This window comes from Vibrio sp. 10N.247.311.14 (assembly GCF_041467715.1).
Taxonomy (GTDB): Bacteria; Pseudomonadota; Gammaproteobacteria; order Enterobacterales; family Vibrionaceae; genus Vibrio; species Vibrio crassostreae_C.
This window is the reverse complement of record NZ_JBFSVE010000016.1, coordinates 60488-73423: the sequence shown is the minus strand read 5'-3', so window position 1 is coordinate 73423 and position 12936 is coordinate 60488. Positions and strand designations below refer to the sequence as shown.

Annotated in this window: 12 protein-coding genes; 9 read left to right on the top strand and 3 right to left on the bottom strand. The window is 40.6% G+C overall.

Translation table 11 applies throughout. The features are described 5' to 3' along the window. Positions 1-130: 130 nt before the first annotated feature. From AB6F11_RS08205 to AB6F11_RS08195, 3 genes are all read right to left on the bottom strand, one after another. On the bottom strand, positions 131-466 hold the full coding sequence (locus tag AB6F11_RS08205; RefSeq protein ID WP_004733275.1) for a hypothetical protein: 336 nt from the start codon (positions 464-466) through the stop codon (positions 131-133). 524 nt (positions 467-990) lie between these two features. Then, a complete protein-coding gene (locus tag AB6F11_RS08200; protein ID WP_371981992.1) occupies positions 991-1596 on the bottom strand; it encodes an N-acetylmuramoyl-L-alanine amidase in 606 nt (201 codons plus the stop codon). Further along, positions 1548-2021: a hypothetical protein gene (locus tag AB6F11_RS08195; RefSeq protein WP_372179481.1), complete on the bottom strand. Its 474-nt coding sequence runs from the start codon at positions 2019-2021 to the stop codon at positions 1548-1550. Before AB6F11_RS08195 ends, AB6F11_RS08200 begins: the two co-directional genes overlap by 49 nt. A gap of 287 nt (positions 2022-2308) precedes the next feature. Between AB6F11_RS08195 and AB6F11_RS08190 the strand changes: the two genes are divergently transcribed. The 9 genes from AB6F11_RS08190 (at position 2309) to AB6F11_RS08150 (ending at position 12677) form a co-directional block, all read left to right on the top strand. Then, positions 2309-3388, top strand: coding sequence for a helix-turn-helix domain-containing protein (locus AB6F11_RS08190; protein ID WP_372179478.1), 1080 nt, complete (start codon positions 2309-2311; stop codon positions 3386-3388). Between the two features lie 163 nt (positions 3389-3551). After that, positions 3552-3872, top strand: coding sequence for a hypothetical protein (locus AB6F11_RS08185; RefSeq protein WP_102332639.1), 321 nt, complete (start codon positions 3552-3554; stop codon positions 3870-3872). A 360-nt stretch (positions 3873-4232) separates the two neighbouring features. Further along, positions 4233-5246 (top strand): UDP-N-acetylglucosamine 4,6-dehydratase (inverting), encoded by a 1014-nt coding sequence (gene pseB / locus AB6F11_RS08180; RefSeq protein ID WP_372179476.1) that lies wholly within the window; start codon positions 4233-4235, stop codon positions 5244-5246. 3 nt (positions 5247-5249) lie between these two features. Continuing rightward, complete coding sequence (pseC, locus tag AB6F11_RS08175; RefSeq protein ID WP_372179475.1) at positions 5250-6410, top strand: UDP-4-amino-4,6-dideoxy-N-acetyl-beta-L-altrosamine transaminase; 1161 nt, start codon at positions 5250-5252, stop codon at positions 6408-6410. A 1-nt stretch (position 6411) separates the two neighbouring features. Continuing rightward, entirely contained in the window at positions 6412-7092 is a 681-nt protein-coding gene (gene pseF / locus AB6F11_RS08170; RefSeq protein ID WP_372179474.1) for a pseudaminic acid cytidylyltransferase, read from the top strand. A gap of 8 nt (positions 7093-7100) precedes the next feature. Beyond that, positions 7101-8630: a UDP-2,4-diacetamido-2,4,6-trideoxy-beta-L-altropyranose hydrolase gene (gene pseG / locus AB6F11_RS08165; protein ID WP_372179472.1), complete on the top strand. Its 1530-nt coding sequence runs from the start codon at positions 7101-7103 to the stop codon at positions 8628-8630. Next, a complete protein-coding gene (gene pseI / locus AB6F11_RS08160; protein WP_372179469.1) occupies positions 8627-9679 on the top strand; it encodes a pseudaminic acid synthase in 1053 nt (350 codons plus the stop codon). The genes pseG and pseI overlap by 4 nt, the downstream gene beginning before the upstream one ends. Continuing rightward, entirely contained in the window at positions 9680-10954 is a 1275-nt protein-coding gene (locus AB6F11_RS08155) for a lipopolysaccharide biosynthesis protein (RefSeq protein WP_372179467.1), read from the top strand. Beyond that, complete coding sequence (locus AB6F11_RS08150) at positions 10941-12677, top strand: hypothetical protein (RefSeq protein ID WP_372179465.1); 1737 nt, start codon at positions 10941-10943, stop codon at positions 12675-12677. Before AB6F11_RS08155 ends, AB6F11_RS08150 begins: the two co-directional genes overlap by 14 nt. The last annotated feature ends 259 nt before the right edge of the window (positions 12678-12936 follow it).

Below are 12936 nucleotides of genomic sequence, written 5' to 3'. Positions count from 1 at the left end.
TAAGCTCTTCGCATCTCGATACCCGTCACTCGCATCTGCTTTTTAAGCTCTTCGCATCTCGATACCCGTCACTCGCATCTGCTTTTTAAGCTCTTCGCATTTCGTTTACCCGCTACTCGAATCTGCTTTTCTACTTCTTCACCACGCCACCCGTTAAATACAATCCAATTGCCGCTAACACCGGATAACCAAACGCTTCATTGGTCATTTCCCCTAATGGCTTCCAATCGTAACCGTGCATGCAGCCAAGAATCACCATCACATGCAGTGCCACATAAGGAATGGTGAACAACAACACAATGTAGCGCTGTACCAACTTAAAAGGTTCATACGCTTTAAGCAGTGCCAGCTTGTGCTTCGCTTTTTCTTCATCAGTAAAAAACATCGCATCTCCTGTGTTGGTGAGTGCATCTAACCCCTTGCTAATCGAAGACTGGCTCCCGAATATTCTTCCGAACAATGTCATACTGCTCCTTGGTTTATTGATTGGCTTTGACCGCATGTATAGCCTTTGACTGTATAACCTTACGGTTCGACAACCTTAGCGAGACCTCTGCTCCGCCATTTATCCGTTGAATTAGATTCCCTATCACGTTCGTCCCTCACTGTAGGGAATGACGACTACTTTTATTAAGTGAATAATCTCACGACTCCGTCATTCCGCCATTCTGTTGCTTTAGAGGCGAGGAACGAAGTATCTGGAATCCGCTTTTAAGCTCTTCGCATCTCGCTTACTCGAATCCCGCAACTGTTCTTCAAATTATTCGAAGACTTAGCTTTTGGTCCTCCCCCTTGAACTCCGGACTATTGTGAGTGATGGTGTTAATAGAAGGGGGAGTTAGAGGGGGTTGCTAGCTAATGCCTAACCAACCCCTCCCAGCCTCCCCTTATATTGATATTTTCTGCCAAGTAACAGTCGTGATAAAGGGGAGGAGCTAAAAGCACCACTCTCACTTTATTTTCCTCACTTTTCGAATCCCGCATCTGCTCTTAAGCTTTTATCTTCAAAACAGGACACGCCTTATTCACGCCCCAATCTTTATGCCCCTTAACATTCTCATCTGAAATCAAGAACTGCTCTTGCAGTGCGGCCATCAAACCAAACAGTGCCTTGCGCTGCGCAAGTGTGAAGTTATCTTCTGGTTGCAGCTCGGCATTACAACCGCCAACCAAACAAACCCCAATATTGCCCTTGTTGTGTCCTTTCACATGCGCGCCAGTTTGCGACAGCGGCCTGCCCAATTGGACATCCCCATTGCGACGAATAACAAAGTGATACCCCACATCGCGCCAGCCTCTCTTTTTATGCCATTGGCGAATCTCGGCTACGCCTACATCTTGCTGTGGCGGCGTGGCGCTGCAATGCACAGTAATAAAGGAATATGGCGGGCAATGAGGTAAGCGGAGTAAAACCGAAACCAGGCTGAATGAATAGGATGCTGAAGGTAAACAAGGCTCTAACGAAGGGATAAGCTCCATCTTGCTAGCCTGCTCTTCCGAATCAATTCGTTCTTTGGTGTCAGCCCGCTCTTGTAAAACAGACGCTTCTAACGGCTGATTTGGAACTCGATCAGTTGCTGGTGGAGTGTTTGACAAAATAAATCCTCGTGTTGTTGTAAATAGGCGATTAAAGACGCTGATAGCGATTCATTTAAATCAGGGTGCAATGCGATGTGTTGTCGCAGACTGGTGGCTACGGTTTTTTCATAGCCGGGGTGGTGGCTGACATAACGTAAATACATCACGTAATAACCCAGAGGCGATTCACGCCGCGATCGGCTGATCATCCAGCAAATATCGTCATAGCTGGGGGCGTCACCGCATTCATCCTCATTAAAATAACAACCTTCTAAATGGCTTTCTTTATAACCGTTAACTTCATAGCTCAGTACTTGGCCAAACCCATCACTATCACTAAAAAATAACGGCTGACGTGATTGAGTGAGGGAGTTAGCACGGCACTCGATGCTCGCCATTCCGGGTTGATACGCTGAAATAAAAAGAGAAACTATCGCCTTCATTAAGCACCTTATTGCTGCATGGGGAGGGCAATGTACTTCAACATTCTTGATTGGGGTTGGCGGGAATAACACGAAAACAGAGGAATACAGAAAAATGAGAGGTGCTTCGAAAAGCCATTGCTTAATAAGGTTGATGTTGCATATCTATCCGAGGCGATTAACCAAACATCTTTTCTTACAACTTATCTCATGGGCCTTTCGCCCCTAAAGCGCCAAAAAGTGTTGTTAATGCTTCTGTATATCAATGGATTTCTATACGAATGACTAATTAACAAGGAGCGTTAACCATGTGTGTTTCTCTAATTCTTTCTTTCATCCCCTTAAAAACCGGCTCGCCAATAAGCAAGTTAGTGCTATTGAAATTAGCCGATAACGCAGACGCGCGCGGCGTGTGTTTTCCTTCCCTCAATTACTTGGCGCAATATTGCGAAGTGTCGGTAAGAACCGTGAAACGACACGTTAACGAGCTCGAAAAACAAGGGTTTGTGAAGCGGATAAAGCGCTTTGATGATTCAGGACGCCAGCGCAGCAACATATATCAGCTGCGCCTTCCCAGCGACAGCCACATTCAGCAGGCCGATTTAGGCCAAGCGAATCAAGAGAACGCGAATGCAGAACAAACAGGTTTACCGTCAGCTTCGTCGGAATACCTACAGAAGACAGAATATGCGCAGAAAACCGACCATTCAGACACTCCCCTGGGTGACTCAAGATCCACCACGGAGAGTGATCACCTGGCACACATAATCTTTCATAAAGAACATAAAACAGAGTTGAGCTTGAAAAGCGGCCTCTTAGATGACACCGATGTTCTTGATCCCCAAAGCGGTTCTGAACAACATGAGGTATCGACACCTCAAGCCACCACTACTCCAATAAGCCAACAGAATGAAGTCGTGATTCACCTGCTCACCAAAGAGGGCAGCGCGCCGATTTATCATGAGTTCTACAAAATCTTAGAGCGAACCTACCCAAAGTTAGATGTGCTGCAAGAACTGCATGCCATGCAAGCCTGGCTGTACATCAACCCCGATAAGCGCAAACCCTTTGAGAACATTGGTCACTTTGTGAATGGCTGGCTAAGAAGAAGCGCCCAAGCCAAAGCGAAGCGAGACTCATCGCCAGTCTTTAAGCAGGCTAGAGCGGCTAAGCAAACAAAAGCGGCTAAACCAGCAAGGGCTTCTGCTTCTACATCGACCAAGGAAGCTAAAACCCAACCGGCAGCCAAGACCATGGTTTACAAACAACCCACGCCCGTCTCTCAGGCCCTAGCGGACTACCAAGCCAAAAGCACCACCAATCCGTTCGAAGCGCGTATCAAGGCCCTCGTTCAATCCAAATCGCACGGCGCGGATTCTAAGCAGTGACCATTCGATTATTTACAGACGAAGCGCTTGTTCACACAGCCAAAGCTATTAAAAAAATAGCTTAGAAAACCAAGATCTTAGGAAACCAAAAGGCTAGGGCAGACCAAGCGCGAATACAGACAAAAAACGTCAAGAAACAAAAGTAGAATTAGGGAGAGGGCAAATGGACGATATCAGCCTAAAAAAACTGACAACGGAAGAAAAAGTCACCATTTTAGAAAAAGAGATAGCGCGAGTAGAAGGACGCATTGGCGAGTTTTTGAAACTGCTGGTTAACCACTACCCACAAGGGCTAACACGTACTGAGATTAAAGCGTTATTGGCGGTAAACAACAACCCAAGCTTCGTCTCGCTGTACCGCAACGGCAATATTTTCATTGATATAGAAAAGCGCTACTGCGACGCAGCACAAGAAAACCGCTACCACATAGGCACTCAGTACCTGCAAGACGTACAATGCTCTCGCTGGTTGAATGCGTGGTGAGAGGCTTGTCCAAATAGGGTAAATTCCAAACTAGTCAATATGCACTTACTTTGCTAGAATACGCAGAAAATTAAAACCGTATGAAAACCGCATAAAGCGAACAAATTGTGACTATTGCCTGTAGGAGCCAAACCTAAGGGCGGTAGCGTATCCAAATGCGACTGGCTAGCAAGTTATGCGGTAAGCCTAAAGGTTTAAAGCCGTTTTGGCGGCCTATTGGGGCGGTTTTTAAAAATTCAGCAAAATCTAGGTTTTACAAGGGATTGTCGAAAACAGACTGCCTCAAAATGAATAAAAAGTGTCTCAGTGGCTTTGAGTGACTGAGGTAATAAATAGATAAAATATTAATTGGATAGAAGAATGCTTAATAATAAAACAGTTTTAATTACTGGTGGTACAGGTTCGTTTGGTAAGCAATTTATCAAAACAATTCTTGAGCGTTACCCTAATGTTAAGAAAATCATTATTTACTCTCGTGATGAGCTGAAGCAATCTGTCATTAAGCAATCATATCCAGCATACGATTTCCCTCAACTGCGTTTCTTTATTGGTGATGTGCGTGACAAAGAGCGCATGACGCAAGCTTGTGAAGGTGTTGATGTGATCATTCACGCTGCTGCGATTAAGCAGGTAGACACTGCAGAATATAACCCGACAGAGTGTATTCGTACTAACGTTGACGGTGCTGAGAACGTTATCCACGCAGCTCTAGCTTGTGGTGTTAAAGACGTAGTTGCTCTATCAACGGATAAAGCATGTGCCCCAATTAATTTATACGGTGCGACTAAGCTCGCTTCAGATAAATTGTTCGCAGCGGCAAACAATATTCGCGGCTCAAAAGATATTCGCTTTAGTGTTGTGCGCTACGGTAACGTAATGGGCTCTCGTGGCTCTGTGATCCCTTTCTTTTTAGAGAAGCGCAAAGATGGTGTGTTGCCAATCACTCATAAAGAGATGACTCGCTTTAATATTTCATTGCAAGACGGTGTGAATCTAGTGATGTTTGCTTTAGACAACCATTTGGGTGGCGAGATCTTCATTCCTAAGATCCCATCATATAAGATTCTAGATATCGCAGAAGCCGTTGCGCCTGAGTGTGAAACTCGTGACGTAGGTATTCGCCCTGGTGAGAAGTTACACGAAGAAATGATCACAGATACGGATTCTCTTAACACAATCGACTTAGGTCCATACTACGCAATTCTTCCTTCAGTTTCTTACACTTACAGTGAAGCTGAATACATTGCTCACCATAAAGCAGAAAAAGTACCTTTTGGTTTCAAATACAATTCAGGCACCAATACTGAGTGGGAAACGGTAGAAGGTTTACGTAAGTTAATCGTTGATCACGTAGATCCAAACTTTAAGGCTTAGAGCATGATACCTTACGGCAAGCAAGAGATTTCACAGCAAGATATTGATGCTGTGATTAATGTATTACAGTCGGATTTTTTAACACAAGGTCCTCAGGTTCCAGCATTTGAAAAGTCACTAACGGACTTTACGGGTGCTAAGCATGCATTAGCGGTAAACAGTGCCACTTCTGCCTTACATATTGCTTGCTTAGCCCTAGGGTTAGGTGAAGGTGACATGTTATGGACTACACCCATTACTTTTGTTGCCTCAAGTAACTGTGGTCTATATTGCGGTGCGACAATCGATTTTGTTGATATTGATGCTGCTACTTACAATCTTTGCCCAGTTAAGTTAGAAAAAAAGTTAATCGCAGCTAAGGCTCAAGGCAAATTGCCTAAAGTCCTGGTTGCGGTTCATTTGTGTGGCCAACCTTGTGACATGAAAGCGATCAGTCGTTTAGCGAAAGAGTATAACTTCAAAGTGATTGAAGACGCATCGCATGCGATAGGAGGCAGCTATCTTGATAGCCCAATCGGTTCATGCCAGTATTCAGATATCACGGTATTCAGCTTTCACCCGGTTAAGATAGTGACAACGGCTGAAGGTGGTGCTGCATTAACAAATGACGCAAACCTAGCCGAGAAAATGAACCTCTTTAGAAGCCACGGCATTACACGTGACCCTAATTTAATGGTAGGGGAGTCGGATGGTGATTGGTATTACCAACAAATTGAGCTTGGTTATAACTATAGAATGACGGAGCTACAGGCAGCTTTAGGCGTTTCACAAATGTCTCGTCTTAGTGAGTTTGTTGCTGCGAGACACGTATTAGCTAATCGCTATAACGAACTGCTTAATAGTTTACCTATTACTTTACCTTACCAGCTACCAGAAACCTATTCAGGTTTACATTTATACGTAATTCGCTTGCAGTTAGACAATATTGATAAAACGCACAAGCAAGTATTCGATGAACTGCGTGCTAATGGAATTGGCGTTAATTTACATTATATTCCAGTGCATACTCAACCTTATTATCAAAATCTTGGTTTCAAATTAGGTGATTTCCCAACATCTGAGCACTATTATCAGGAAGCGATTTCATTACCATTGTTTCATGCCATGACAGTTGAACAGCAAGATGAAGTTGTTTCAGTTCTGAGTAAAGTGCTACAGGGGTAATATGAATATTGCAATCATTCCTGCTCGTGGGGGAAGTAAGCGTATCCCACGTAAAAACATCAAGCCTTTCCATGGTAAGCCTATGATTGCTTATTCTATCGAAGCAGCCCGAAGTTCAGGTTGCTTTGATAAAGTGATCGTTTCGACGGATGACCAAGAGATAGCCGACGTTGCTGTAGAGTATGGCGCTGAGGTCCCTTTTTTGCGTCCTAAGAATATTGCCGATGACTTTGCAACCACCATGGATGTTATGCAGCATGCAATAAAGTGGTGCTTGGATCAGGGTCTTAATATTGACAATGTGTGCTGTATCTATGCAACGGCCCCTTTCGTATTGCCAGAGTATATAAAGCAAGGGTTAGCTGCGCTTTCTTTAGACGATGTGGAATTTGCTTTCAGTGCGACAAGTTTCCCTTTTGCTATTCAACGCGCCATCTCTGTTGATGAAAGTGGCTCAGTATCAATGTTTTCTCCAGAATTTGCGAATACACGTTCTCAAGACCTTGAAGAAGCGTACCACGATGCAGGGCAGTTTTACTGGGGTAAATCAACCGCCTTTTTAGCGGGTAAAGCGATTTTCGCCGAGCATTCAAAAGCGATTTTGTTACCAAGGAAACGTGTTCAAGATATCGATACTCCGGAAGATTGGGAGTTGGCAGAGTCACTATTCAGCGTTTTGTAGAGGTTACTATGAAGATAGTTTTTCGAGCTGATTCTTCGATTCATATTGGTAGCGGACATATAATGCGCTGCTTAGTCTTAGCTTCTATGCTCAGGGAGCACGGGCATCAAATTAGTTTTGCATGTCGTCCTCAACAAGGAGATCTGCTCGATTTTGTTAGGAGTAAAGGCTTTGAAGTCAAAGAGCTTATTGTTCCATCAGAATGGTCAACACCAAAAAGTAGTGCAGATTATGAAGCATGGCTGCAAGTGCCTTGGAAAGTTGACGTAGACAGTTTTGTTTCTACATTCGATAGTGTTGATCTCGTGATTGTCGATCATTATGGCATCAATGCCGAATGGGAAGAGCACTGCAAAACGCAACTACAATGTAAGGTGTTCGCGACAGATGATTTATTGCGGCCACATAACGCAGATATGATTCTCGACCAAACTCTATCTCGAACGCCTTCTGAATATGAATGCCCTGAATTGGAAACAACCGTTTTAACTGGCTGTGACTTTGCTTTGTTAAATCCCAACTTTGTTAAATACCGTCAACAAGCGATTCAATCGTCACTTCACAAATCGAAACCACGTGTGCTTGTTAGCATGGGGGGAATTGATCAACCTAATGCAACTTTAAAAGTACTGCATGAGCTGTTAGCTATTTCAGACGATAGACCATTGGTCACCGTTTTATTGAGCAAGAAAGCCCCAAACTATCGAAGTGTGAAACAATTTTGCACCCAAAATAGTGATTGGATTGAGCATATCGACTTTGTTGATAACATGGCTGAATTAATGGTGCAGCACCATATTGCTATAGGGGCTCCGGGGACGACCTCGTGGGAAAGAGCGTGTCTGGGGTTACCTAGCATCATCATTCCATTAGCTGACAATCAGAAAACGGTGACGAAACAGTTAGTTAAAGCAGGGGCGGCCATTCAGGTAACTTTATCTGATATAAGTAGTAAACTAAGAAACGCTTACCAAATCGTAATTAATGAATGGAACCAACTCCGTTTCACGAGCTTGAGCCTATGTGATGGGCTTGGGGCATTTCGTGTCACTCAGTGTGTCAATCACTTACTGGCTGAAAAGAGGAATGCCATATTATTACGTCCAGCAACCCAAGCTAATATCCGTCAAGTATACGACTGGCAGGTTTTACCTGAGACCAGAAAATATGCACTCACTCCAGAGGTTCCAAAATGGGAAGAGCACCAGGAATGGATGAAGGCTAAGTTAGCCATCGCTAGTGATTACTTTTATATGATTGAGTCATTGTCTACACACAGTAACATCGGTGTTATTCGTTTAGATAAACAGACTAACGGTGAGTATCTAATTTCTATATTTGTTCAACCAGAGAGCTTTGGGCAAGGTTACGCTAAGCAAGCGTTAATAAATGTAGACTCACTTCACCCAGATATGACAATTCACGCAACAGTGATGGAAACGAACAGTGCTTCTCAGCACCTTTTTCGGTCTGCAAACTATCATCAAACTTCACCTGACTCTTTTGTTCGCTACCCACTAATTCGAGAAAACAAATGAATAAATTTATCACTATTGATGGTCGTAAAATTGGACCAGACTACTCACCATATATTATTGCAGAGCTATCAGCTAACCATAATGGTGATATTAATCGTGCTTACCAAATTATGGAAGAAGCAAAGAAAGCGGGCGCAGATGCGATAAAGCTCCAGTCTTATACACATGAAACTATCACTATGGATTGTGACTCTGAGGAGTTCCAGATACACGGTGGTTTATGGGATGGCCAAACTTTGTATGAGCTTTATAAAGGCGCGCATATGCCTTGGGATTGGCATGAACTGTTGTTTGCAAAAGCTAAAGAACTGGATATTACCATTTTTAGCTCACCTTTCGATTTTACAGCGGTAGATTTGCTCGAAGAGCTAAACGCCCCTGCTTACAAAATAGCTTCTTTTGAATTGATTGATTTACCCCTCATCGCTCGAGTTGCAAAAACAGGTAAGCCGATGATTATGTCCACAGGTATGGCAAACAAAGAAGAAATCCAAGAGGCTGTGGACTGTGCAAGAAGCAATGGGTGTGAAGAGTTAATAGTTTTACACTGTGTGAGTGGATACCCAGCACCTGCAGAACAATACAACTTACGTACTATTGCAGACATATCTGAACGCTTCGATGTATTGTCGGGCCTTTCTGACCACACAATTGACAACGCTACGGCTGTTGCTTCCGTTGTTTTAGGGGCTTGCTTAATTGAAAAGCATGTCACTATGGACCGAAATGGTGGCGGCGCGGATGATAGTTTCTCGCTTGAGCCAAAAGAGTTAGCGCAATTATGCAAAGATAGTAGAACCGCTTGGCAATCGTTAGGTCATGTAAACTATGAACGAACTGAAGCTGAAAAGGGTAATGTGAAATTCCGTCGTTCATTGTATGCTGTAAAAGACATAAGAGAGGGGGAGCAACTCACGGAGGGTAATGTAAGAAGCATACGTCCTGGGTATGGGGTGTTACCGAAGTATTTTAATATTATTATTGGGAAAAAGGTGAAGAAGAACATATCAAAGGGAACTCCTCTATCTTTCGAGTTTATAGATTTATAGATGAAGGGTATATTAAAAACTAGTGGTATTTATATTATATCCACAGCTGTTTCTGGTATTACTCCGATACTACTGATTCCTATACTAACTAGTTATTTAAGTCCGACCGAATATGGCAATTTGTCGATGTTCACAATTTTATCCGCTGCAATGACTTCGGTAATGGGATTTGGTACAGTTGGTGCAGCCAACAGAAAATATTTTGATAATAAAAGTGATTTTGAAATAATTAAATCTTATAATTCTGCTTGCTTTACAATATTATTATACAGCATATTAATGATAATTCCTGTTGTTGTTTATATTTATAATGTCGGATATGTTTATTTAGACATACCGCCTGAGTGGGCTTTATATTGCTTTCTTATTGGAATTTTTACATTTGTAGTTAATTTTAGATTAGGCCAATGGCAAATAAGAGGAATAGCATGGAAATATGCTTGCGTGCAAGTAGGTCAATCCTTGCTCGTTTTTATTATAACATTTCTCTTAATTAAACAAGGCGAATATCGTGAAGAAGTTAGGGTATATGCTGGTGTTATAACATCTATTATCGTAGGAACTATAGCAATATTTTTGCTAGCAAAAGAACGGCTTTTATCGTGTAAAGCTAATAAGGAACAAATACTTGAAGCTCTTTCATTTGGATTGCCACTACTACCTCATATACTTGGTGGTTTAGTTATTAATACATTCGACAGATATTACATAGGACTATATTTAGGGAAAGAGTCTTTAGGTTACTATTCTTTAGGTATATCTATCGCGCTGATTATGTCGATGTTCTTTCATAGTATAAATAAAGCATATAGCCCTTGGGTTTTTAAAAAGCTTTCGATGGATAATCAAGACTCAAATGTTCAAGTGGTAAAAAATTGCTATCAATTGTTTATATTTTTAATATTTATCTCTTTAATGATATATCTATTAGGGCCTTGGGTTTTTAAATTGATAATTGACGATAAATTTAATCAATCGATTCCTATTGTTATAATATTAATGATATCTCAAGTTTTTTTAGGGGCTTATTTGGTTGTGACAAATATAGTTTTTTATTCAAAGCGTACAAAATATATAGCTATAAGTACTCTAACTTGTGGGATAGTTAATGTCGCACTCTTACTGATATTAACTCCAATATTTAATTTGCAAGGAGCTGCATATTCTTCCTTGTTGTCAAATATGTTTTTATTTATATTAACATGGTACATCGCAATTAAGGTCCATAGACTGCCTTGGGCTTCTAGAAAGGTATTTGAAATTGAAACAGATTAAACTAATTATCTGGGATTTAGACGACACATTTTGGAGTGGTACTCTCTCGGAAGAAGGGATAACTATTTTACAAACTAATATCGATTTTGTCATAGAAACGTCTAAGCGTGGTATTATTCATTCCATATCGTCAAAAAATGATTACGATAGAGCAAAAGAGAAACTCGAAGAGCTAGATGTTTGGAGTTATTTTGTTTTTCCAAAGATAGGTTGGTTTTCCAAAGGATATGCTATAAAAGATACTCTCGAAGAAATGGGACTGAGACCACAAAATGTACTGTTTATTGATGATAACCATCTTAATTTAATAGAAGCTTCAAAAATAGTTGAAGGCTTAGAAGTAATACACCCGAACGATATTTCTTATATTCAATCTAATTTTGATATTGAAGGTAAAGATGATGAATCTCTTAGTCGTCTTAAGCAATATAAGATACTCGAAGAAAAAGTTGAGTCTAAAGCAGCGTACAAAACAGATCTTGAATTTTTACGATCATGTCAAATTAAGGTTAATATAGAAAGAGCATGTATCAGTGATTTAAAACGCGTACATGAGATGATAACTCGCACTAACCAGCTTAATTTTACAAAAATTAGACTTTCTATGTCCGAAACCGAAAAAGTGTTACTGGATGAAGAATTAAGCTCATATATAATAAGAGTTAGAGATAATTATGGGGATTATGGTGTTGTAGGGTTTGTTTCTATACAAGAAAAAGATAACACAGCATTGCATTATTGTTTTTCATGTCGAACAATTAATTTAGGTGTTGAACAGTTTGTATATAAACATTTCAACTGCCCTAAAGTTTCGGTTGTGGGTGAAACTGTCTCATCTCTAAGTACTGACGTTAGAGTGGATTGGGTTTCTTTAAGCGAGGAGTTACTGCAGATAGATAATAATAATAGAGAAAACAAAAAGAAGATCCTCTTTAAGGGGGGGTGTGATTTGTCTTCAATGATGTATTATTTATCCAGTAAAAATGAAATAATTGAAGAAACTAATTTTGTGACTGAAGATAATCTTTCTGTTCATGCTGAGCATTCATTAATTTTGAGTGGTAGGACAAGGATTGAATACGCGAATTCGATGCCATATCTACCTAAGCAGGCTTTCGAAACCGATTTCTTTAATAAAAATTACGATGTGGTTATATATAGTCTACTAATGGATTATACTCAAGATATTTATGTAGATAGTAAAGGGAGTAAAATTCCTTTTGGTGGGTATAATATAAAACCAGATATTAGTAATATGACATTTGAGAACAAAAAAATGATGAATGAGTTTTATGATAAGTATCATAATTCTGGTCAGATATCAGCGGTGGAATTGAAAGCTAATCTTAATTTGATATTAGAAAAATTGAACGATGAAGTAAGATTAATTTTTATTAATGGTGCCGAGGTTTTAAGGAGTGATGATATTGATGATGTAAAGGCATATAATCGACATAAACATATAAACACAGTTATTGATGAATTTGTTTTGGAAAACCAAGACCGAGTAAAACTGCTCGACGTGAGAGGAATTGTTAAAAGTAAGAATGATGTTACAGATAACATACGACATTACACTCGGGAATCATACAAACGCATGTCTGATGAGTTGGCGTTACTAGTTGACTTGGAAGTTAAAAAAGGAAATATTCATATCCTATATTTTATAAGTAAAATTAGGAATAAAATAAAAAAAATCATGTCTAAATTTTCTAAAAATTAGAGGCTTTGTTGCGTAATTCAGTGGAACTAAATCAAAAACCTACGATCTGATCGGCTAAGGCCCCTACTTCTCGTAGTCGTATGCCTAAACCTCTTTAAAAACAACCAACTTTAAGCAATACAGCTGGTCACTCATTAACCATGGATCACCATTAACCAAGATGACGGTGATGGAAGTTAACTATTTTGAGCAAATATTGGCTTTAGTGGTGAATGCAGAACAAGAAACAACCACATGCGCTCTCGCCCAGCTTAAGTAG